This is a genomic window from uncultured Ruminococcus sp. (assembly GCF_947301925.1).
In the GTDB taxonomy this organism is placed as follows: Bacteria; Bacillota; Clostridia; order Oscillospirales; family Ruminococcaceae; genus Ruminococcus.
On the sequence record NZ_CAMYUE010000002.1, the window covers coordinates 475,960 to 499,650 of the forward strand.

Here is a 23,691-nt window from a genome sequence, read left to right on the forward strand (position 1 = left end):
TATTTATCAAGCATCTCATTCACACAGGTTTCGGGTGCACATTGAGACGGTGCAGAACCATCAGGATAGTTCTGAAGCAATCTCTTCGCATTCTGATACTATAATCATCTTATTCAGAACAGATCCAACATGCTGTTGAGATAGATTTCTTCACGAACAGTAAGCTGGTATTCCGGCTTTGTGAGATAATATATCAGAAATTCGAAATTGACAGCACTTCCGAGTCCTCTGCCTTCTATTTTAAAATTAGAAAAACCGAGCGGCAGATATGTATTGATGATGTCATCTGTACTGATAAATCCGGGATTCTTCATTGCCTTTGAAAAACGGTATCCGTCTTTGGCATCAGGTGCAGTACAGATATGCTCGGGACAGTTTTCTCCCAGATTTTTCCGGCTTACATTTTCATAGCAGGCTTTTCTGTCTTTACAGTAAAACGAGCAACATTCATTGCACAGAAATTCGACTTTATCTTTCTGGACCTGTGAGAGTGTATCAAGTTTATCGTATAGCTTATTCAGCCTGAAATCAGGAATAACATATTTAAAATCACTCCGGTCTATTTCCTTTAAAAACTGATTGAAATCAGTCTGAACCTTTGTAGTCGATGAAACGAAATAAAGATCAGGATAATTATTTTTAATATGTTCAAGCAGAAGATCCGAGTGGATTATCACACCGTTCTGCACACCTTTGCTTTCTGCGAAAAGCTCACACAATGCATTACATTTCCTGTCGGTGAGATGTTCAGGTTTTAAAAGCGAATTGCTGAAAGTGAGCCTTGAAGAAATACCGAATTCATTCATAAGTGCGAGTACATCTTCAGCTTTACATTCGCCGAATCCGGCACGTCCGCCACCCCAGATACAGTCGGCCGGAGCACCATATACAGATGCTATTTCGCACCAGTTGTAGAAATATTCCCGATGCTCACGGTACAGCGGCAGAAACATACTATACAGGTCATAGAACTCAAACAGACCAGGAAGATGAAAATAAGCTTTATTTTTTGCAGTGTTTTCCATATGTGATCATACCATTTTCTTTAATTTTACAGTATAGATTTGCGTTTTATGTCGATTACGTCAACTTCTTTTCCCTCTAATAAATCCTCAAATTGCTCGCTTCCATACTTCTTTATGTATTCTGATTCTTCTTTAGAAACGAAGAATCCCATATAGATATGACATTTATTATCAACGAATGCAAATTCTTCAGGCAAAACATAAACGTCCGTGAAATACAAAGCTGTTTTACCACATTTCTCAGAAAATCCTTCAATAATGCTATCAGCTCCTTCTATAAGAAGCCCTCTGCCAATACTCATATTATTTGATAAAGCATAGAATAAGGAATTTGCAAATATTTCTGCACATTCATCGTAGAGATCATCTACGGGAAGTATCACTTCACAACAGTTTCCTTGACCATATTTTGATAATCCAAAAGATGCAAAAACCAAACTGTCTTTAATCGCATTTGGAAAGCCAAGAATCTGGATTTCATAATCGTTATCGGTATAAACGTCAGCTCCTATGTAATCGCCTAAAAATTGATTGTAATGATCAAGAATGTTTTCTCCTAAGCTCATTTATATTACCTCTCTTGACAACCAACAAACAATTAAGTTTCATCTGGTTCTTTTTGAAATCACATATCATTTATGTCAAATTCAAGCATTGTACCATCTAAGAAGTGTTCACATTCCTCATAATTAGGATATTCATGCTCCAGTCTTCTGAAATCAGCATTATGAAAAGGATTGTCACGATGCAGCATTTCATGGTATATCACGAATTTTACTACTTCTCTTGGAACATCCTTGCTGTTCAGTATAGAATTGATCATAATGGAATGATCTTTCCTGTAGTGAACACCGTAATAAGTTTTATATGGCTTGTCTGTCCAGCTTATCGATGAAATACCATTAAACTCCCCTTGAAAACGTTCATTTTTAACCTCATTAAACAACTCATTTATATCATAAAACCGAGTCATATCGAAAGGAATCAATTCAAGAGGCATTTCTTCAACTCTAGTTCGAAGCACACTGCTGTTGCCGTATTTTTGAAAATTGCATACTTCTTGAAGAAAACCAACACATCCTTCATAGATATCACGAATTATCTCATGCTCATAATACATGTCAATTGCCGTTGCATATACATCCCTGTTTTCTTTTCTTGCACGCTCAATCACATAACGTGGATCAGCGAACGCTCTATTCTTCAAAGGATGAAATTTTGGAGTTTCTTCAAGTGTCCTTAGATTATCTATAAGTAATTCAAGTTCATGAATATCTGGTTTATAACAGAAGCCTGAAAAATAGCTGTCAATAGCGTTTTGAGCATTGAAGTCTGGATTATTGAGCCATTGCTTTTTATCCTTCATCATTCTGTTCAGACCGACTAATTGATCTTCAAAAATAAGCATTCTTGTTGATTCGCCATACTCGTCCATTAGTGTATACCATCCCGAAGGAACAGCAACAGTACAGTTAGATTCAGCTGCATTGATTCTTAAAGCGCGATATAAAGCTTTGCATGCTTTCCATTCATAAGAAACCATTTCACGTTTTTTCTTCTCATAGACCTTCTCGTCAGGTTCTTCGAGTTCTTCTTCTATAAGCCACTGTGGATCCAACCATTTATTAAATACATCCCATTGGTCATGGAAATCAACTATATTGACAGTTTTGGTTCCTTTAGCCTCGGGACCTCGCATTCCTCGTCCTATCATTTGCATTAGAAAGCCTTCGCTTGTAGTCGGACGAGTAAGGAATACAGTCTGAATATTAGGAACGTCGGTTCCTTCTGTAAGAATATTAACATTAACAAGTACATCAAGCTTGTTATCTTTGAAATCATTGATAACTTTAGAATTATCTTCCTTTCCAGAATATACAAGCCCGCATCGAACTTTCTTCTTGGAGAGTTCCTCATACAAGAAACGACAATGAACCACATTTAATGCAAAAATCAAAGTTTTTCCATATTTCTCAGTGTTATCAAGGTATTGTTTCAGTATAATAGCATTTCTTTCTTTAGATACTGCAATTTTATGAATGAGAGTATCTGGTAATTCACCATATTTGTTTATAAACTTTGCTTCATCATAAGAAATGTCAGGCTCAAAGTTTTCGGAAGTTTCTACACGTTCATACTGTGGATCAGCAAGTATCTTCTTAGCTATTAGGTCTGACATTGCTACCTCAAATATTCTTTTGTTATCAAATATTTTTAGCAGATGAGCAGTTTCCTTATCATTGGAGCGAATTGGTGTTGCAGTTAATCCTAGCAATTTAACTTTGCTTCTGCATTCTCTTATGAATTTTAGTGTATTACGATATGATTTTGCTTCGGTGTGATGGCATTCATCGATAACCACCATTACTTTGCCACGCTTAAGGATTCTGCGAAGATGGTCAAGGCTACGACAGATAGATTGTATACTTGCTACAATTACTTCAACCTTATCTACTTGTCTGATACTCAAATGCTCACCGGAAATACAGCTTATCCGATAATCTTTGATATCGGGCTTATTGATTTTACAAAGACCTGCAAACTGATAAAAGCAATCGGCTGCCTGATCAATAAGCATATGGCGATGAGCTATCCAAAGTATCTGGTAGCCTCTGGATATCATCTCTTTTATGAGAAAATATGTAGCAGTACGACTTTTTCCGCTACCTGTTGGCATAACAAGTATACCTGAATCCATATCATCCGTGATATAGTGCTTAGTAAGCTCTTTAACAGCTTCTTTCTGAAAATCATATAGCGGTACTTCTTCTGCATATGTTTCAGACATTCGGAGAGACACTGTTGTTTTGAATTTACTGTATTCATTGAGCTGTACTTCGATATCGCTGATGTTATACATTGCTCGTATATATGCATCTATAAGACTCGATGAAGTAGCCTTTTTCATAAGAGCAAGCCATCTATCATTATATGAATGACCTGTTATGTATAATGCTTTGAAGATTTTTTCAACTTCATCTTTGAAATTCTTAAGAAGTGAGTTTTCGACTATTTTTCTATGTTTACGAATAAGTGAAGTATTTGGTTCAGCATACACTGAACACATTACACTTATTAGACTATCGATATCATCGTATTTTATTGCATAATCCATCTGCTCTATCTGACCTTTGTCAAGATCAGATGCCTCAAGGATCTCTTTTATAAAAGATGGATAAAAGTTTACCCATGTAAAGCCCATACCCCCACTCCTTTCAAATTACATTCTCACCGTTGTAGTTCTCTATGCTTTCAATCATTTTATTGACATAGTTGATCTCGTCCATATTGTACGTATTGCTGCCTGCGAACCAAATATTGTTGTGACCATACCCAAATGAATATCCCATTTTTCCACTGGTCGGCACAAACCAATCTCCTGTTCTGAAACGCTCTTGATACGGAAGCAGTACGCAATCCTTCTTTTCAGCTAAAAATGAATAAGATTGAACGTAATCGTTTCCGTCTTCACTTGGGAACACGCATTCCTGATAGTCTCGAAAAACCGTACCATTTTTATAAAAACCAACAACTCTCATAGTCTTGCTGTTATGTGCTTTGGAACAAAAGACTACAATAACATTATCAACAGACAAAGCATCTTTCATTCCTTTGCATCCTACAATATGCTCAATGTGAAGTTGAGGATCCTTACCGCCAAGAAGCTGTGTAAATCCAAGGCAATACTCCTTTTCGTCTTCCAGTATTACTGAATCAAAGTTATAGCATTCATGGGCATAGTTTGTATCTTTGACATATGATCCGCCATTGACTGGTTTGTCGGTATCGGTGATACCTTTGTAGAATTTCATATCGGCTATTCTTGCAAAAATAATAGGTTTCATAATGATTACCTCCTGTGTATTTTCTATGCTTTTATCATACCACAGGAAAATAAGAATTGCCAGGTAAAACTTTTCACCTTTGTTATCTGGTTAGATTTTTACCTATGTATTCTTTGTATTGTTCGCAGAACTTATGTATATCATCTTTGGTATTAAGGTAGTTTATGCATATATAATCAGCTGGATCTGTTTCCCTTAATGGTCCACCGCATAGATTAAATAGGTCGTTAGCTTCATCAATAGACATATGTAAACCAATAGTAAACTTATAAAGGAATGTACGTGTTACTCTAATTGATCGATTTATCGTTTTCTTAAGAGTAGCTTCACTAATGAGGCATTGTTCTTCTATCAAGCCATAACCTGGTGTTGCTGTAACTCCATGTTTTTTGTCGTTTTCCATCTTCTTTGTAGATATGAGTGTAGGAAGTTTATCATTAATCTTAAAGCGTTGCATTTCCTCAGGAGTTACACTATAAGAAGCTTGATTTCTTTCCTTCTCGGCATTTTCCATAACTATTCTCATCTCTTCGTAAGTTACCATCTAATTAACCTCCAAATCTATAGAATCAGAATTTTAGAATAATAATGAGTTTAGTCATTATCTAGTTAATAATTCTTTTAAAACTGTATCAGAGCAAGCGTAAATACGTTCGACAATACGATTTTTATAATAAAGATTTGTAAAACGCAAGTATTCTTCGTCAGTTATTCGTTTTATCATTTTATCCTCATATTTACTAGACGCTGAAAAACGTGCAACTATATATGGACAAATAGGAAAGTAATACTCTTTCCGATAGCTAACCTGATGTATCATTTTATCACAAAAGATTATATTTGGCTTTTCAGAAAAGAGTAACTGCATATTACTTAAGAGAAGAGTCTCTTCAAATTCGCCGAGTATTTCTTCCTCTCCTCCAAATATCTCGTACATTCCACCTTCGGAAAAAGCGAGTAGATTTTGAATCGAACGTCTATCAATGCTTTTGTTTTTGATTCCCAAAGTGAATCTTTCCGCCCAAGCATTGTTCATTGGATTCCTATAGATGTTTATAGGATGCCTTGCAGAAAAATTAGCAGCAATTCTACAAATCAACCTTTTTTCTTCATTTGAAATCTTATATAAATACGCTCGTTTTCTAACCAATTCCTTATATGGAACGGAATACTTGGTTTCAAAACGCGAATACCAATTCTCTATAGCATCATCAGGATTATCAATATCTGGCTCATAGACATGAAACTCACTATTCCTTGATACTATAGCCTGTTTACGTATACTATTATAGTTTTTATTTAGTTCCCATATGTGTCCATTTGCTTCAGTACACTCCCAATACCTTTGATAAAACTGAGGTATGTAATGTTGATTCTTTCCCATTTTTCTATTCCTATTCTTTTTTATCTGGATCAAATACATTAAACGTTAAATTATCAAAGCACTCTTGTGAACCATCATATTTTTTCTTTTGCATCGCCATAGAGAGCTGTGTATGCATAGTTCTCGGATCAAGGGCACACATAGGCCTTTTATCATAGATCTTCAAGAATTCAACTTTTTGATTATCTATTATTTTACTCATATTTATAATTTGCTTTCCAGTTGGATTAGTTTGTTTATATATGTATTCATAATCCATTTTCATATTCTCTAGTATTACTTTATACATATCCATTCTTTTTTGAGTATGTAACCATAGACTTTGCACGTGTTCAAGCTTATAATATACAATTATTGTTGTTACAACTGGATTAGGCATAAAAGAAGGCGTTAATATTTTCTCCAATTTTGAGGGAATACCTTTTTTATTTACCTCGTCAACAGCTGATAATATAGAATGAGTATTATGAAATATCGTATTTCTTAATAACAGTAACGAATTGAGTATTTCTCCAACGTCCTCTTCCAATTCATAGTCAATCCATTTCTTCTCTTTCAATACTTTTCTTAAATTCTTATATGAGAAAGAGTTTTTTTGTTCATCAGCTATGTATTTTAAAAGCATCATTTGACGGTATTTAATCTTATCATCAAAATTCTCAAATTGCTTAGCTCCAACTATATCTTTTTTATTTGATAAGCAATCACAAATAAAATCTTCCAATTCCTTAGAATACTCTTCATATTTTATCAGATGGGATGTAACATTAATTATCAAGTCGTAAAAAACTCTCAAAGCATCTTCTAAAGTCTTTATAGAATATTCTTTATACTTATCCGCCATTAGTTTCTCCTTAATACTTATTCATTTTCTGTATATCCTGTCACAGATATACTTCACAGGCACTTCCTCGGTACACCAGACCTCATTCTCGGTTACTCCAAATCTGTATCCGTCCTTATTCATCTCTGATGTTGCTATTTTCAGCACTACCGGAGTCTTGTGCCAACGCTCGGCTGACTGCCATGCTTTGCTTATATCGGCTTGCATATGTACAGCGTGTCGCTTCATCTTCTTTATAACTCCGCTCTCCTCAATGGCTTCAAGAGCCTTTGTAGTGGTTCCGTGGTACAGGAACTCAGGCGGTTCACAATACTTCAACTCAGGTTCAACCCACGGAACCGAGTGTCCCTGACAGCACTTGATCTTTTCATGTTTATCATCAAATCTGTAACGTCCCTTGTTGTCTTCGGCTACTATCTGTTCCAGTAGTTCACGGTCCAGCTTATAGCTGCTGTGGCGATTAACGCCCTCAATAAGCTGTTCTACTGATACCCAGCCATGCTTGTCCATGTCAAGCTCTGCTTTCTCAGGCTGATGTCGAAGGAGCAAACACAGATATTTCGATAATTCGTTCATTATATCACCTCATAAATGGTCCATGAATATAATAGTCTGCAATTAAGTGAATTACGAGTTAGTAACTTACGAGTATGTTATTAATTCGATATTTTCAAGCGCTTCACATATAACACACATTTTGTGTCTATAGGTGATTGTAGGTTTAGCAATTATTATGCATCTCCAGTAAAGACTCGAACAGATCAGGCTCAGGAAGAGCACCAAATACTCCTCGCTTGTATTTTTCTACAAGATTGCTCGTATCTCTTACTCCGTTCTTTTCAGCTGTGAACTCAGATAATGAATACAAATACGCATCATCCAAGTTTCTATGAGCAAACCATATCTGTTCTTTTCTGAACAGCTTCTGGCAATCAAGCAGATTAGTATCGTGAACAGTGCAGATAAGCTGTGCCTTTGTGTTGAGTTCGTTATTAAACATAGCTATTATTGCTCTAACAAGCTTGAAATGCAGGCTATTGTCAAGTTCATCCACCACAAGTATACGCCCGTTTTCAAGAGCATCTATCACATAACTTGCAAGACAGACCATCTTCTTTGTACCGGTAGAGTCAAAAGCCATGCTTGGAACCGTCACTCCCTTGTAAGTCGAGAACAAGCGAAGCTGCTCAATAAATGTCTCTGATCCTTCTATAGCCTTTTCCTGTATATGAATTTCATCATCGCAATTCAATACCTTGCCAATATCGTTATTGGAGTTAGCTTCTTTATGATATTGATAGTTTTCAAGGTATAGTCCTGCGTTAAGGATGAAGTTTACTATCTTTTGCTTCTTCTCATCGGACTGCTTTAGCATTTCGATAGTCTTTTTCATCGGGATATTATTCATATCCACGATATCTATCTTCCTGGCAAATGAAGTGATGATATTCTTTATATCAAACATAACAGAGAACTGCGATGTATCAAGGAGGTAGATCAACAGATTATTCTTTGCAATTACTTTCATTGCCGAAATTACAGCGCTCTTTTCATCTTCGTCCGCTGTATTGCAGACGTAATCCTTGTTTTTTATATCTCTGAGAAGAATTATTGTTTCCTTCTTGTTCTTATGTATATCATAGGTAATTTTTGAGAACTTCTCAAAAAAGTATTCATTTTTAGAATAATCATATTTCAGCTCAAAGCAATACTCAAAGCTGTTATCACAAAAAGATATTACGAATTCGCACTTCTTATCATCATTGAATATATTTGGGACCATCCGCTTGCCTTCATTGAGCATGATACTCCTTACAGTATCAAGACATCTGACAAAAAGGGTTTTTCCTACGTTATTAGGTCCCACAATTATTGCAGACTTCAATACATTTGTAGAGTTTACTGATATTACATTGCACGGAAAATGCTTGTTTCTCATATCAGAGCGCATAGTAAACTCTGTTTCCGCATTATAAATAAAGCAGTTATTTACCTTTAACGAAATTAGCATTATATCAACTCCTAATGCATCATTTCTTATATTATACCGTCAAAGCAGATTTTATGCAAGTATTTTCCACAAAAAATAACAACAGTCTCCAGACATCTGCTTAATTTATGTCAAATGCCTGGAGACTACTTTCATTTGGTCGACGTATTGTTATATCTCAACAAGTACTTCCCACAGGCCGTTTCTCTTACCGTTCTTGCGGCGCAGGAAGCCGTTATTCTGAAGCTCAACCGTTCTGGTCTTAACAGTTCGCTCGGATTTACCGATTGCCTCTGCTAGCTCCTTCTGGGTTATAGATGGATTCTTTGAGATTTCCCTAAGTATAGCAAGTTCTTCCAAAGTGCAATTTTTGCACTTTGAAACATTATCATTTGCACTTTGGGCTGACTCCGTATATTCGATATGCATATATCGGTTCTTCAGTTCATGATCGGTCCCTGTCAGCAGGTTTTCGATGAACTTCTCTAAGAACTCAGTTGTTGCATGAACATCGTTCTGGAGATCGTTATAGTTCGCTCTGACAAGAGCATTACGGAATTACCATGAATTATCGGCAAATACCTGGTTACTTACGTTGAATCCGAAGGTTTGCAGGTACTTTATCATGAATACAGCCGTGGTGCGGGTATTTCCTTCACAGAACGGATGTATCTGCCAGATACCTGATATGAATTTGGCAATATGCTTTATGGACTGAGCTACATCAAGTTCCGAATAGGAGAAGGCTTTCTCCTGACCGAAGTCGTAGTCGAGGGTATCACGGATGCTGTCGAACGCGGCATAGAACACCGTCTTACCGTTAAGCACCCATTCCTTCTTAGAGATGTTATATGTTCTGTACTGACCAGCTGTCTTGAACACGCCTGTGAAAAGTCGGCGGTGTATGGTTTGAAGCTCTGCCGGTGAGAACTGGAAGGTCTTCTCAGCAAGAAGTTCGGCTATGTGAGCTGCTACAATGTCCGCCTCCATCGTATCCTGTTCAACAGTCATACGAACATCTCGCTGTTCATAGTAACTGTAGATCCGCTTTTGTGCGGTGGATATGTCAATCTTTCCCTCAATATGCTCCTTGGCTGTTTCCAGCAGGTATTCCGAGGTCTGGAGGCCGTCAACATCCTGCAAGCCTATTGCAGTCTGCCACGCAGCACTTTTCTCTGAACGGTCAGGCTCGCCCTGACGTATGTATTCATCTAAGTCATATTGCCAGTCGTGTTCCTGTTCCATACCGATCCTCCCGTATAACTGGATTTAATAATAATATTATACCACAAATCAGCAGAAAAATCAAGATAAATGCAGTTTATGACAGTAGTGGGATACATATTTTGCTTTATTTTTCAACTTCTGCGGTCACTTCATATCCACCCTTGAAAATGATCTGTATTTCAGTCTTGCTCACTACTCTTACGCATTCTATGAGTTTTCTGGTCAGTATATCATTGTATTCAAGTAATTCGCAGCTGTTTTTATCGATTTCCTTTAGCGTCCTGTCAATCCGGTCGCTATCGTCTGAATCGATGCTATTTTTAGCTTTTATCTGCTCTAAGCGTTCATTCAGGCTTTGTTCTTCGTCATAGAGCTTCTGGAACTGTTCGTCAAGCGATTCTTCATCGATTGATCCTGAGGATATGAGGGAAATGTAGTCGTTACGGGTTTCATCTATCTCTTGTAATCTGTACTCTATCTTCCTGATCTCACTTACTTCTATTCCGGATAGAGTCTCTTCCACACTGCCTTTCAGGATCCTCCTTATTTCATTTCTGCATTCATAGTTTTCATTTATGGCGTTCATTATTGCTTTTTGAAGCTTATCTTCGTGGATCGAAGGTGACTTCTTGCAATATCGGATTCCATTATCAAGCCTGTTTATGCATCGCCATACAGGACATCTCTTCTTGCCATGTACGTTCCATATCTGTCTTTTATAAGCTGATCCGCATTCAGCACATACCATTAACTCACTTAATGCATATTTTGAGTATCTTCCTTGCATTAATAATGTTTTTTCGCTCTTTCTTCTCATTGAAGTTCTTCGAGCCATTTCCTGTTGTACAAGGTTATATGTATCTCTGTCAATTATCGCTTCATGCGCATCAGTTACAAGGTATTTTGCCCGTTCTCCGTTGTTTTTTGCTTTCTTGTGGGTAATACAGTCTACTGTATAGGTCTTTTGCAGCAATGCATCGCCGACATATTTTTCATTGGCCAGAATACCACTTATACTGTTAATAGACCATTCTGTATTACTTCGCTTTTGTATATTCATTTCAGTAAGATGTTTTTTGATCTGTCTTAGTGTTAATCCGTCAAGATACAGTTTGTATATTAGCTTTATAACTTTAGCTTCTTCAGGCACTATTTCCGGTTTCCCGTCCGCGCCCTTGCGATAGCCATACAGGCGACTTAAGTTATACTTGACTTTTCCTTCACGAAAGGCTTTTTCGATACCCCATGATACGTTTTTGCTTATTGATTCCGACTCAGCCTGAGCGAAGCTGCCATATAAGGCTATCATGAATTCGCTCGTCATCGTCATAGTGTTTATGTTTTCCTTTTCGAATATAACGGCTATTCCAAGCTCCTTCAGCTGTCGGACGTATTCAAGGGTATCAACAGTATTTCGGGCGAATCGGCTTATTGATTTGCAGAGTACGAGGTCAATCTTCCGCTTTTTACATAATCGTATCATCTTGTTGAATTCAGTACGCTTTTTTGTCTGCGTTCCAGATATTCCTTCATCAGCGAATATTCCAGCGAGAACCCATTCCTTGTTTTGATTTATAAGGTCGGTATAGTAATCTATCTGTACCTGATAGCTGTTCTGCTGTTCTTCTTGTTCAGTACTGACTCTGCAGTAGGCTGCAACTCTGAGCTGATGATATTTGTCGGTATTTTCAGCATTCAGATTCTTAGTCGCAGGTATTATCGTAACACTCATTATCTCTGCTCCTCTCTGTAATATTATTCAGTTTTACGCCGTTTATAAGTTCAAGACCTATAGTTGCGTTATGACTTACAGTTATATATTCAGTGCATTTCAGGAGTAACTCTACATCAAGTGTATCAAGTCTCCTGATATCCATAAGTATTTCCTTTAATAATGCTGTTTTCTGCGGTACATCGTCATATGAACAACAATCGTATTTTAGTTCAGCAAGCTCCATTACTGCATTTTTTATCCTGTCATAATCGATATCAGGAATGCTCATAAGTCTCGATATTTCGTTTTTCTGCTTTATAACCGCTCCGTTTGGCGTATACACGCTCATCTCGGCATCGGCATCCAGAAGACTGGGATTTGCTATGGCAGAATTTAGTATATTAAGCACCGCAGATAAGATCATCTGATCGGTTGCTACATACTCAAATTTACCGCATCGGTATGTTTTGCAGTTCCATGTACCGTTTTGATTTCTGTACAGTCTTTTTCTGCACTCAGCGCACAGTGTAATATCTCTTATACCTTTCAATTCATCAGGTACTATGCAGATATTAGTGGCTTTTCTGGTCTTCTTATTATTAGCTCGATGGAATATGTCGGCAGATATGATCTGCGGATACGCATCGTTGCCAAGGTATTTTTCATTCTCAAGGATACGCTTCACCATATTCTTGTTCCAACTGAGATCCTCACCTGGATGATATGGAATCTTTTCTTCCTGAATGGATCTGGATATTTCGAGCAGGCTTTTGCCTTTTAGGTAATCAGCAAATATCTTTGATACGGCGTACAGTTCTCTCGGCTCGGTTACTATCTCGCCGTTTTTCATCTGATAGCCGAACGGTATTTTTCGATTTTTAGCCATTTTCTGACCTCCTTCACACACAAGAATACCACATCTACTTCTTCTTATCTATCATCATACCTGACAAAAATGGTGCTTTGTTTTTGTTCACAAAGCACCACATTTTTCTTTTATTTCTTCTTTGAAGACTATTCCTGATATAAGCGAGAATTCCAGTTTATTGTTCCTTACAATAATTTTCTCGACTATCATTCCGAATAATTTCTCGTTAAATCCTGACATTATAGAGATTTGATTCTCAAAGCAGTCTATCAGGATATCCAATTGTTCGATCGTTTCGTCCTCGATATCTATTTTGGTATGTTTTTTCAGTTCGCGATCAAGTCTTGCCATCTTACTCTCGAGTTCAAATAGTTTCTCGTTATATTTCTTTTCGTCAAGGAACCCTCTTTTACGAAGACGCGCTATGACATGGCGCTGCTCTTTAAGAGCAGCCATATCCTGACGGATATTAAGCACCTTCGTATTAGTGCTGAATCTTCGGATATTCAGTTCCTGAAGCGTTCTTTGTATTGGTACTAGTATCTCCTTATAATGCCGTATAAGCTTATTGCACAGTGATACAAACGCCTGCATTATGGATTCTTCAGCTATGGGCTTGGAACTGCAGTTTTGTGAGTTAAGGTCATGCTCTATGCAACACCAGTAATATTTACCACTGTTGCATTTCCTCTTATATGTACTTCCGCACACTCCGCATTTTATCATTGAGCCTAATATATGCTTTCCTTTTGATTCCCTATGGAATTTTGAAGCCGATATTGTAAGTAATTCCTGGACCTTCTGAAAGTCAGCTTTGGATATAATGGCTTCATGGGTATTCTCAACATAGAACTGATCATATTCTCCGTGATTCCGTTTCTGGATCATGGGAAGCGTTTCAGTCTTATATGTCTTCTGCATGAGCGAGTCTCCGGTATATTTCTCGTTTGACAGGATATACTTTACTATTTTGTGATTCCATTTCTTTTGGTACATACCTGTCAATATCCCACGGCTGTTCAGGATCCGAGCTATAGTGTTTGTTCCTGTGCCTCCAAGATACATTCTGAATATTTCCTTTACGATCTCAGAAGTTTCAGGATCAACAACCAGTTTCTCATTTCTCTTGACATAACCATATGGCGGAACGCTTTGAACGAAGGTACCGTTCTCCATACGCTTTCTTACGCTCCATCTCATATTCTGAGATATGGAAGTAGATTCTTCCTGAGCCAGTCCGCCCATGATAGTTATCATCAATTCATCTGTATTCTTAGCTGTATCGATGTTTTCTTTCTCGAAGAACAAGGTTATTCCAAGCTCTCTGAGTAATCGTACAGTATTAAGGCACTCTTTGGTGTTTCGGGCAAATCTACTCAAAGATTTGGTATATATCCTGTCGATTTTTCCACGCTTACAATCCCGTATAAGGCGTTGGAATTCTGTTCGCTTATCTGCGCTGGTTCCGGTTATTCCTTCGTCAGCGTATATATCGATAAGCTCTTCCGTATCTGAATCATCGAACTTTTCACTGTAGAATTTGACCTGAGCTGCATAGGAGTGAAGCTGGTCTTCGCTGCTCGATGATACTCGACAATAGGCTGCACATCGTATTTTATGTATCGTACCCTCTGCTTTCACAGGAGGGATAACTGTTACATTCGCCATACTGAGCCTCCTTTCAGTACACAAGGATACCACACAACACTCGGAATTGGTATCACCAAAGCCAACAAATGCGGCGGTTCACATTTGTGTAAACCGCCGGACACTCTATTGTTCTTCGGCTCTGCTTGCCACTATGCAGAGACACATTGCCAAAACGCCCATAGTCCCTCCAAACATAGCACCTGCGATGAAGTGAATCATGTGTTTACCTCCCATTCTCGTATAGTCATGTACCTTTCGGTAACAGTCACTTCGTTGATCTCACGAATCCTTATCTTCTCGGACTCAGATATTTCCTTTTCTATTGCAGCACTCCCAATTATCTGGTCCATTACTGCTATCATATAGTCTGCTATTCCCGGTCTGTTATCATTCATTTTTATCTTCCTCCCTTATACTTTTCCAGAACTTCTTGAGCTCCGTTGTTTTTTCGGTTATACTCTTTTCGGGTAGTGATGACAGTGCCTCCTCCTTATATGCTGTCTTCAGTCTGCTGCTTGCTCTTGGATCGAGTATCGAAACGATACCCTTGTCATCTGCACTCCTGATGAGACGTCCTGCTCCTTGTTTCAGTTTTATTACCATCTCAGGTACTGCTACTTCCATGAGCGGACACTCAACTTTAGACATTTTGTATTCCATTATAGGCTCCGGAACAGGAAAGGGAAGCTTAAACACTATCACCTGTGACAAGCTCTCGCCCTCGACGTTGATGCCTTCCCAATAGGTTCCGGTACCAAGGATCACCGAATTAACATTTTTTCGAAAATCACTGAGCCTATGCTCCTGAGATGAGTCGCCGCTCTGGATCATTATCTTATACGGCAAGCCCATATTTGACAGCTTTCCAAAGACATAATCTCTGTCTTCCTTTGCTGTAAAGAGTATAAGTGACTTTCCATGAGTTACCTTTAACAGTTTTACTATCTCCTCAACTGCTTCTCTGCGGTATCGTTTTCTGTTAAACCTATTTGGACACGGAAGCTTATTTGAAACATACATCATAGAATGCTCATCATAGTTATATGGTGACTTCTTTGGTTCGGAGATGTTTACATCATCAGGACAGCCGAGGCTATCCATGAAGTATCCATATCTTTCCTTGAGTGTTCCTGAATTCTGAGATGTTAATGTTGCCGAAGTCAATATTGTTCTTCTTGCATTTGAGAACAGTAGCCTTCCTATATCCCGGCGAATGTCCTTTTTGCACACGTTTATTCGAACTCCATGTTCATTGGATAGCCATACAAGATTTGAATTGTTTTCAGACTCTCTCAGCATTTGAAGGCTATACAGCCTCCGATTTGTCTTCATTTCTATCTCCCTCATATTGGATCGTAGCTTTAGAAGCAGTTGTTTTATCTCATTAGTCGGTCTGTAATAGAAGGTCCTCATATCTGCAACAGCAGCTGCCTGTTGCTGGGATATGTCGTTTTTAAGGAAATTGAATAAAGTATCGACCATTTTTAAAGTTTCGATTATAAGGCGCGACATAGTGTTTTTTCTATTGTGTGTTACTTTCAGGATTTCTCTACTAATTTCCTTCTGGCTGAAAGATGTGGTAAATGCGTCCCTGAACTTACTTTCAAGGTTATGAGCTTCATCAACAACTATTGTGCTGAGATTGCCTTTGAATATCCCTCTGCCTGATTCCATGTTGATCAGGTGCGATGCCAACATATTCTGATTACAAATAACGATTGAATCATTACAGCGAATACGCTCACGCATCTGAAGATACTCACATCTGTTTCTGTATTTGCAGTCATCGCATTTCTGACCTACTGAGTTTATGCAAACCTTATCCCAAGCTTTGTCAGTAACGCTAAGTTCGGATTTACGCTGTACGCCGTGTAATGCAAGTTCATAGAGAGCTGCAAACTCTTCATCTTCTTTGCGATGTTTTCTTGCTTCCCTTAGACATATGTAATTCTTCATTCCTTTTGCCACCTCGACTTTAGTTTTTACGCCTATCATATTTAGAACGTTCTTTACATCGCGCTCGAGCTGTTCCTGCAATGCTATATTTGATGTCGCTATCACAACTTGTCTGCGATCACGAAAAAACTGCTGTACTATCGGTACAAGATAGGCAATTGACTTTCCGATACCGACTTCAGCTTCAACCACTAATGATCTCTTATCCATAATAGCTTGTGCTATCTCCTGTGACATCTCGACCTGACCTGGACGACGTTCAAGTCCGTTTCTTGCAGCCTCATCAAAAAATCTGTTGACCGCTGTGTCAAGCGGCAATTCCTTTATTTTCATCAATATTTCCACTCCTTATTATTCAGATCAAGGCTTATCCGCAGAGCTTTTTCTATTCTTCGGATATCCTTTTCACTAAGCCTGCCGATGTACTTTTTCAATCTGTATACTGAAATAGTTCTTATCTGCTCAGTCAGTACACATCCCTTGTACTTCGTAAGGATACCATAATGGATTATTACATGATTTGGTATCTGAGTTTTCATCTGCGAAGTTATAGGGACTATTATCGTAGTATCGGCGTAGTGATTGCCCTTGTTGTTCTGTATTACTATCACAGGGCGTTCATTTGCCTGTTCTGAGCCAATACCTTGTCCCAGATCGGCAACGTACATTTCTCCACGTTTTGGTATCAGCATCGTATCTCTCCTTTATGTATGTGGGACTGCCTTGCGACAGTCCCGTTTATCGTTGTCCGCATATATCGTTTCATACGCAGACGCACCCCCGCAGGGGTACTTTACCGTCACGCTGTGCGACGGCATTTTCCTTTAATCAAAGGCCTCGGATAATCTCTCGTCATTTCTGACGCCCTCCGGGGAAGGGAGCGCATAAGCCGAACAGAGTCCTCACTGTTCACGCAGATCCTTGTCTCTCTGCCCTTACGGAGTCAGAGCCGTTGTTACGGACGGGCGCGCAAATCGGCTGTCATTGCCATAATAGGAGTGGCTTCGCTCCCACCGTCATGCTCATATTTATCGCTCGCTCGTTTCCGAGGTCGTGGCGTATGGATGTCCGCGGCTCGTAGGGTTGTTGCCCACACCGATCTTGCTGCACACTTATGCGCTGCTATTCAATTGTCAAGTTTGGCGAAGGGCTTTATTGCCCTTCACTAAGTAGCCGTTGGGAAAGGCTGTTTTGAACCGCTATTTCAAAATTTTGGAGATTTTTACAATCCAGCGAGCTATTGAAGACTGCGGTTTGTTTATTATCACAACAGCATCCCGCTGAGACATATTCTTTATTTTGCATAGATAGTAAGCTCGTCGCTGTTCCGGACGCAGCTCGGACAACTGTCTTCTCTTATCAATGTCCGTTATGTACTCATGCCAGTTTTCTTCAATATTGCACTCGTCAATGTTTGAATCATCACTTTGAAGAGTCTCCTCATATTCTGAAAGATCCATTTTCTTTTCAAAGTACACTCTGTCTGAACGAAAAGTCTTATAGTCAAACTCCCATATAGCTGTTATCTGCTCATCAGTCATGCCAAGTTCTCGATAAAGCTTTTCGTTTTTCTGCCATTCCTCGTCGAACTTCTTCTTTTCAAGCCCATGATTATATCCCATTTGTGTCCTTCCTGCGGACACAAAAAATGGAGCCTGCATATATCCTGTACGCAGACTCCGAGTTCACCTGAATATGGCATGACAAGGAAAGGGTACAAAATATATGATTTTCACAAGAAAAGCCATATTTGTATCCGCGGCCCTTAATGCATATCAGGCTTTGAATATTATATTCAGCCACGGAATCCTGTCCCTTGACTGTGTCTATATATTACCATAGAATATAATGTGAAAACAGACATAAAAAATAGGAGTTGTTTTTTGTACAACTCCTTGATAAATGTGTATTTAAACCTCGGTTCATAGAGCATTTCTCACAATTATTCGAGATTTTATGTGACGATGTGGTGGTAATCAGATAAAAATCGACGATTTTACTCCTATTTTTAATATGGGTATTTCAAAAAAATGAGAACACAAAAAAGAGGCTCTCGAGCCTCTTTTTTAGAATGGGGATAAATCTAATATAGCATTTTATATGTCGTTCCATTTTTTTACATCATTTCATATGATATGTATTCTTCTAAATTGCTATATTCTATAAACTCAACTATTCTTTTCTCTAAATCTACTAAAGTCCAAATGTTCTTTTCAGATGATGGGAGAATAACATAAATCTTCCTATTTAAAAGAATATTTTCGTTTTTCATTGTTTCATAGATTATATTAAGATAGTTTGAAGCTTGATTTAAGAATTGTGTTCCGTCAGCAAAATAAATTACAATAGGAAAAGGAATAAAATATATTATATCTTCATCTGGTTTGTCATTTAAAAGTTGCTCTCTCATTATTTTATAAAGTTTTGTTGAAGTAACACTATAATTTGGATCTTCTCGTAGCTTTAACGGACTGAAGTCACTTGTTTCATCACTCAATTGCTTTAGCCATTTGATAATCTGTGGAGATTGTAATTTGCCATCTGTCAATAATCTAATTTGCTTTGATTCAAAAGGTATTTTAGCATCATATTTCTTGCCTGAGGCAAGGCCTACATAATCGCATTCTCCTCTAGATTGTTTCTCGTTGTATTTAAATTTCTCTAGAAACACATCCTTTGATAAATTAATAATATCATTCACTCGCCGTTCATATTCTTTAGATTTATCTTTATTTGTGCTAAAGAGTTTTATTATATCATTTGAAACGATTATTTTATGCCTAATATTCATTAGTGTATCCTCCTATCATTCTATCAATTCAGAAGTTTCCAGTCAATACCTTTTCCGTCCATGCTAGGTCTTTCGCTGTGAAAAGTGGAATTGAGCAATCCCCCTTCTCTTCTATAAAGGTAATTCCGTTATATTACATTCGTCTATACATATATTCGTTGTAAAGATTATTTACTGTTTCGGCAAGTATAGTCCTTGAATGCTTTTCCGGATCATTATTCCGATTTTTATAGATCAGATAACACTCACGAAGCTCTTCTTTTAAGTGATTGTCTTTTATCCATTGAAGTTTATCACCGATATAATAGTCGTTTCCACGGTACTCCCAGCTATATGAGCAAGCAAATTTATTATAGCGAATATATTGCTGTTGCCCATTACTGCAATGGAATACTATAGCAAAATCACAGCTGTGCTCGATCCGACGGTTATCCCTGTCAATTGCTTTTATGGTAATTACGCTTGTTGAGTTTTCTATCTTAGCGTATCCGTATTTACCCATATGCTTCTGTATAGCATCAAATATGAACCTTCTGATATTGGATGCAGGATATTTCTCTTCCGGATCGTTCGGCTCGATATTCACATCAAAATCATAACCGATATTGCCGTTTCTCTCGCAAGTTATCATATTTCTGCTTGAACTGCCTACAAAATCAAATCGGAAGGTGAAGTATTCCTTAACTTCTTTCTGGACTAGTTTTAAAAGGCTGATGATCTCATTCTTATATGGTGCAGCCTCTTTTTTTGATACATACGAAAAGTTATGCATATACAATACTCCTTAAAACGTATTATCCCATACCGTCCATTTGAATTCTTCAAATCATTATATAATATCATAAGTTCATTGCATTGTCAAGTAAAAATTTCTCTCGCTGACTAAACACAGCATTCATATTGCTGTTTGTTCTTGTTTGAGCTCTCGTTCCTGAGTCCAGGGAGTGAATCCTTCTTCTTTCAGGAATTCATTGATCTGGAATACATTAGCGTCTGGTAAAAGTTCAAGTATTGTGAGATACATATTATGGGCTGGATTTCGTGCATCGAAGTTGAGATTAGCTTTCTGTACAAGGTCAAGCATAAAAGTCTTTTCAAGTTCCAATGCTACACTAAAAGCGAGAATTGTCTCTAGCTTTACTTTCTTGCCGTTCCTTAACTTCGTTATAGTGGCTATACCAAGCCCTGAACGATCAGCAAGGATATCTGAAGTTACTTTACATCGCTTCATATGGAACTTTATAGCCTCTCCGAGAGGATTGGTTGTAGCTTTATTGCCGAGTTTCTGTCCCTCAGACTTACGTTCGTCCATGGCAAGACGAAGTCTTTTCTTCTGTTCGCTATCAAGGGTATGCTCAACTATGATCCTCAGATCCTCTTTATTAAGCTCGCCGTAAGTATATGAATACTCCTGTTTACCATATATCTGCTTGAAACTAATACAGCATTCAGACATATGATGCTTTGCGTATTCTGTTAGTCCGAAAGCTACGCCATACTCCTTGATAACGTATTTCTCGTCGTTGCGACACATATGACCGTCAATGTAAATATATCTCCTGGAGCTTGCGAGCGTAGCAAACTCTTTGGACTCTCCGAATATCTGAGCTATACACCTCAAGGGAAGTGTATAGGTCTGATCCGCAGGCAGCCGGCTTTCGATTTCATGATCGTCTACATAACCGGTAGTGCAGTAAGTGTAAACTCCTCGTACCTCAGTCCAACCAAGTTCTATGATACGCTTCTTGGCTGCATATCTTGATACTCCAAACCTGTTTTTTACCATATCAATCAGTTCACGATAATCATCAAAGCTCAGTTCTTCATCATGTCTGTCGATGAAATCGATTATAAAGTCAGTTGTTTCGCCTCGAGGCATCTGGATATGTCTTGCAATGGAGTTCGCTTGCGTTTCCATCCAGCGTATACAGTCCTTCTGCGTTTCTGAATAGAAATAGTCAAGAAATTCTGGAACCTCTTTACCAATAACACTACGATAGAGGCTCTGAGCATAATAAAACAGATTATGCAAGTAAATATGCACACACTCATGGATTATAACGTTATCGAGCTTAGCGTCTTCTTTAAGTGACTTGTCTACAAGAATCGTCCTTGCAGGTATCAACAGTGTTATCGGATGGCCCTTGCTATCGTAGACAACAACGTCTTTTCGATCAATAATAAGCTTTGATTTTAGGTTGCCGTTTACCGATAGACGCCGATACTGGATGGTATACCCCATACCTTCAGCAAGTGCTTTACCGTTTATTCGATTGTTATAGCCATATTCCTTGTTATAATACTTATCCAGGATTTCTGCTGCAACTATATCAAAACCGCTTTTGGACATTACCGGAACAAGAAATTCATCAAGTGGAGCTTGGCAACGAATACGTTTTCTGTTGTAGATTTCAACGCTATTAAAGAAATCGGATGGGCCGAACATTCTGAAATAGCCACTTACGCAGTATTCCTGATGAATAAGAATACCATCACAATTGAAAAAAACGTCACAAATAACGTATAACAGAAATGACGAGTAGTCCACTCGATCATATTTTCCCGTAACGATTGTGACGTTTAGTATCTTTGAGTTAGGTTTTATAGTATATGGTATTGGTAAGACGTGTTCTGCGTGTAGTTTCCTTATGTGCATTCCATAGTTAAAGGTATAATTCCATCGTAAATAGTCGGTGAACGAGATGATTTCCGGCATTCCCTGCCAATTAAGGTCTTTATATTTCTTATACTGTCCTGGGTGCAGTGGATCCTGAATAGTTACTTCAGGGCCTCTATTGATATATCTGATCATAAAAATCCCCCTATCATTATGTCAGTTAATATCTCTTTCCCATTCTACACAACGTTCTTTCGAAAATTCCTTGGCTATATTCTATCACCTAAAATCGACCTTGTCAAGAGAACATTTTTGATTTGTCTATGTTGTTGAAAAATGTGTACTTCGATTATTGACAATGATGAATTTATGGAAATTCGCTTAAAACCTATTGACAAAACAGATGTTCTGTGATATATTATGGTTACATCAAAATGTGAACAATATTCGTTCAAATACACTTTAAAAAGAGGAGATCACTATGACATTTGCCGAAAAACTGAAGCAGGTCCGCATAGGATGTCGTTTGACGCAGGAACAAATCGCTGAAATCATAGGGGTAACAAGAAAGACCATTATTCTCTATGAAGCAGGTGACAGGACTCCGAAACAAGAAAAGGTTTATGAAAGCCTCGCAAAACATTTCCAGACTTCTGTTGATTTCTGGAAATACGATAATAAGGGAGACTTTGAAAAAACCGCAACTATAGCATACGGAGCAGACGGTAAGCAGCAGGCTCAAAAACTGTTATCAGATGCTGCAGGTCTTTTTGCCGGCGGAGCTTTATCTGATGAAGACAAAGAGGCTGTATTCAATGCTCTTCAGAAGTTATATTGGGAAATTAAGATGGAGAAGGCAAAGAACAGTAACGAATAACGGGGAGGCGTTCGTATGACTATATTTGAAGTAGTTGAAGAACTAAAAGAAAAATATGGCACCACAGACCCCTTTGTACTATGCGAATACCTTGGCGTTAAGGTATCCGTTTCACCTTTAGGCTCTCTAAAGGGCTTATATACTTACATTGACAATGAACCCGTAATTATAATATCATCTACAATAAAACGGATACCTCAACTTCTGGTTTGCGGTCACGAGCTTGGGCATCATGTCCTTCACGCTAATATCGCTATGCAAGGTACATTACGTGAATTCACCTTTTTCAATATGCGCGACAAAACAGAAGCTGAAGCCAACCGCTTCCTGGCTAATCTTAATATTGATGACGATGAGCTGGACGCCCTTTTCCGTGAAGGACGCAGTGTTGCGGAAGCCGCTCAGATCCTGTGCTTTCCGGAAGAGCTGTTGAATATAAAGATTGCCGATATGGTACGAAGAGGATATGAATACGAGAATTACAGCGGTAATATAAGGCTATTTTAATGATTTACTGAAAGAGACATAGTTATGGGACGAGTCTATATGTGTATCGACTTAAAGTCGTTTTATGCAAGCGTAAAATGTGTTGCCCGAGGCTATGATCCCTTTCAAGTCCCTTTAGTCGTAGCCGGTCCTACTCGTGGAGATGGAGCGATAACACTGGCGATATCTCCGGCACTCAAAGAATTGGGCATTAAGAATCGCTGCCGGATCTTTGAGATTCAAAAACAGATTCAGTATAATATTGCCATGCCCAGAATGAAGAAGTACATTGAAGTTTCTACTCAGATTTATAGTATATAAGAAAAACATTAAAGCAGTTGATGATGTGAAAGAGAAAAATTTTGTATTTAAGAGTATAGGAAAATATTATTAAAGTAATAGTTTAGATGCAATTCT

General features: G+C 38.2%; 25 protein-coding genes. 3 read left to right on the plus strand and 22 right to left on the minus strand.

Translation table 11 applies throughout. The features are described 5' to 3' along the window. Window positions 1-113: 113 nt before the first annotated feature. The 22 genes from Q0Y65_RS05520 to Q0Y65_RS05615 all read right to left on the minus strand — a co-directional run bounded on the left by Q0Y65_RS05520 (window position 114) and on the right by Q0Y65_RS05615 (window position 22,106). Entirely contained in the window at window positions 114-1,025 is a 912-nt protein-coding gene (locus tag Q0Y65_RS05520; protein WP_297958010.1) for a hypothetical protein, read from the minus strand. 26 nt (window positions 1,026-1,051) lie between these two features. Next, the gene (locus Q0Y65_RS05525; RefSeq protein WP_297958012.1) at window positions 1,052-1,591 is read right to left on the minus strand and encodes a suppressor of fused domain protein; all 540 of its coding nucleotides are present in this window, start codon (window positions 1,589-1,591) and stop codon (window positions 1,052-1,054) included. A gap of 59 nt (window positions 1,592-1,650) precedes the next feature. Continuing rightward, on the minus strand, window positions 1,651-4,227 hold the full coding sequence (locus tag Q0Y65_RS05530; protein WP_297958013.1) for a DEAD/DEAH box helicase: 2,577 nt from the start codon (window positions 4,225-4,227) through the stop codon (window positions 1,651-1,653). Between the two features lie 13 nt (window positions 4,228-4,240). Beyond that, window positions 4,241-4,870, minus strand: a complete 630-nt coding sequence (locus tag Q0Y65_RS05535) for a hypothetical protein (protein WP_297958014.1) — start codon at window positions 4,868-4,870, stop codon at window positions 4,241-4,243. Between the two features lie 82 nt (window positions 4,871-4,952). Next, entirely contained in the window at window positions 4,953-5,414 is a 462-nt protein-coding gene (locus Q0Y65_RS05540) for a hypothetical protein (protein WP_297958015.1), read from the minus strand. Window positions 5,415-5,471: 57 nt separating this feature from the next. Then, window positions 5,472-6,254 (minus strand): DUF4238 domain-containing protein, encoded by a 783-nt coding sequence (locus Q0Y65_RS05545; protein ID WP_297958016.1) that lies wholly within the window; start codon window positions 6,252-6,254, stop codon window positions 5,472-5,474. A gap of 10 nt (window positions 6,255-6,264) precedes the next feature. After that, the gene (locus tag Q0Y65_RS05550; RefSeq protein WP_297958017.1) at window positions 6,265-7,098 is read right to left on the minus strand and encodes a hypothetical protein; all 834 of its coding nucleotides are present in this window, start codon (window positions 7,096-7,098) and stop codon (window positions 6,265-6,267) included. 21 nt (window positions 7,099-7,119) lie between these two features. Further along, window positions 7,120-7,674 (minus strand): RNA 2'-phosphotransferase, encoded by a 555-nt coding sequence (locus Q0Y65_RS05555; RefSeq protein WP_297958018.1) that lies wholly within the window; start codon window positions 7,672-7,674, stop codon window positions 7,120-7,122. Window positions 7,675-7,819: 145 nt separating this feature from the next. Further along, the gene (locus tag Q0Y65_RS05560; protein WP_363293512.1) at window positions 7,820-9,109 is read right to left on the minus strand and encodes an ATP-binding protein; all 1,290 of its coding nucleotides are present in this window, start codon (window positions 9,107-9,109) and stop codon (window positions 7,820-7,822) included. 150 nt (window positions 9,110-9,259) lie between these two features. Beyond that, the gene (locus Q0Y65_RS15750) at window positions 9,260-9,517 is read right to left on the minus strand and encodes a winged helix-turn-helix domain-containing protein (protein WP_363293513.1); all 258 of its coding nucleotides are present in this window, start codon (window positions 9,515-9,517) and stop codon (window positions 9,260-9,262) included. A gap of 129 nt (window positions 9,518-9,646) precedes the next feature. Next, entirely contained in the window at window positions 9,647-10,333 is a 687-nt protein-coding gene (locus Q0Y65_RS15755; RefSeq protein WP_363293514.1) for a Fic family protein, read from the minus strand. Window positions 10,334-10,439: 106 nt separating this feature from the next. Then, a complete protein-coding gene (locus Q0Y65_RS05570; RefSeq protein ID WP_297958020.1) occupies window positions 10,440-12,047 on the minus strand; it encodes a recombinase family protein in 1,608 nt (535 codons plus the stop codon). Further along, a complete protein-coding gene (locus Q0Y65_RS05575) occupies window positions 12,019-12,915 on the minus strand; it encodes a recombinase family protein (RefSeq protein ID WP_297958022.1) in 897 nt (298 codons plus the stop codon). The genes Q0Y65_RS05570 and Q0Y65_RS05575 overlap by 29 nt, the downstream gene beginning before the upstream one ends. A gap of 87 nt (window positions 12,916-13,002) precedes the next feature. Next, the gene (locus tag Q0Y65_RS05580; protein WP_297958024.1) at window positions 13,003-14,565 is read right to left on the minus strand and encodes a recombinase family protein; all 1,563 of its coding nucleotides are present in this window, start codon (window positions 14,563-14,565) and stop codon (window positions 13,003-13,005) included. A gap of 105 nt (window positions 14,566-14,670) precedes the next feature. Further along, the gene (locus tag Q0Y65_RS15760; protein ID WP_363293515.1) at window positions 14,671-14,781 is read right to left on the minus strand and encodes a DUF3789 domain-containing protein; all 111 of its coding nucleotides are present in this window, start codon (window positions 14,779-14,781) and stop codon (window positions 14,671-14,673) included. Then, complete coding sequence (locus tag Q0Y65_RS05585) at window positions 14,763-14,942, minus strand: hypothetical protein (protein WP_297958025.1); 180 nt, start codon at window positions 14,940-14,942, stop codon at window positions 14,763-14,765. The genes Q0Y65_RS15760 and Q0Y65_RS05585 overlap by 19 nt, the downstream gene beginning before the upstream one ends. Continuing rightward, window positions 14,935-16,836 carry an ATP-dependent DNA helicase gene (locus Q0Y65_RS05590; protein ID WP_297958027.1) on the minus strand — a complete coding sequence of 634 codons (1,902 nt, stop codon included), beginning with the start codon at window positions 16,834-16,836 and terminating at the stop codon, window positions 14,935-14,937. Before Q0Y65_RS05590 ends, Q0Y65_RS05585 begins: the two co-directional genes overlap by 8 nt. Next, window positions 16,836-17,195 carry a type II toxin-antitoxin system PemK/MazF family toxin gene (locus tag Q0Y65_RS05595; RefSeq protein WP_297958029.1) on the minus strand — a complete coding sequence of 120 codons (360 nt, stop codon included), beginning with the start codon at window positions 17,193-17,195 and terminating at the stop codon, window positions 16,836-16,838. The genes Q0Y65_RS05590 and Q0Y65_RS05595 overlap by 1 nt, the downstream gene beginning before the upstream one ends. Window positions 17,196-17,702: 507 nt before the next feature. Then, on the minus strand, window positions 17,703-18,125 hold the full coding sequence (locus Q0Y65_RS05600; RefSeq protein ID WP_297958031.1) for a hypothetical protein: 423 nt from the start codon (window positions 18,123-18,125) through the stop codon (window positions 17,703-17,705). A 494-nt stretch (window positions 18,126-18,619) separates the two neighbouring features. Further along, on the minus strand, window positions 18,620-19,294 hold the full coding sequence (locus Q0Y65_RS05605; protein ID WP_297958033.1) for a hypothetical protein: 675 nt from the start codon (window positions 19,292-19,294) through the stop codon (window positions 18,620-18,622). A 133-nt stretch (window positions 19,295-19,427) separates the two neighbouring features. Then, on the minus strand, window positions 19,428-20,066 hold the full coding sequence (locus Q0Y65_RS05610) for a hypothetical protein (RefSeq protein ID WP_297958035.1): 639 nt from the start codon (window positions 20,064-20,066) through the stop codon (window positions 19,428-19,430). A gap of 123 nt (window positions 20,067-20,189) precedes the next feature. Next, the gene (locus Q0Y65_RS05615; protein WP_297958037.1) at window positions 20,190-22,106 is read right to left on the minus strand and encodes a hypothetical protein; all 1,917 of its coding nucleotides are present in this window, start codon (window positions 22,104-22,106) and stop codon (window positions 20,190-20,192) included. A gap of 286 nt (window positions 22,107-22,392) precedes the next feature. On the opposite strand from Q0Y65_RS05615, the gene Q0Y65_RS05620 reads away from it, so the two are divergent. From Q0Y65_RS05620 to Q0Y65_RS05630, 3 genes are read left to right on the plus strand one after another with little or no spacing between them, the layout of a single operon-like run. Then, window positions 22,393-22,788 carry a helix-turn-helix transcriptional regulator gene (locus Q0Y65_RS05620; protein ID WP_297958039.1) on the plus strand — a complete coding sequence of 132 codons (396 nt, stop codon included), beginning with the start codon at window positions 22,393-22,395 and terminating at the stop codon, window positions 22,786-22,788. 15 nt (window positions 22,789-22,803) lie between these two features. Further along, window positions 22,804-23,295, plus strand: a complete 492-nt coding sequence (locus Q0Y65_RS05625; protein WP_297958041.1) for an ImmA/IrrE family metallo-endopeptidase — start codon at window positions 22,804-22,806, stop codon at window positions 23,293-23,295. Between the two features lie 39 nt (window positions 23,296-23,334). Then, window positions 23,335-23,595, plus strand: a complete 261-nt coding sequence (locus tag Q0Y65_RS05630) for a hypothetical protein (protein WP_297958089.1) — start codon at window positions 23,335-23,337, stop codon at window positions 23,593-23,595. Window positions 23,596-23,691 lie beyond the last annotated feature (96 nt).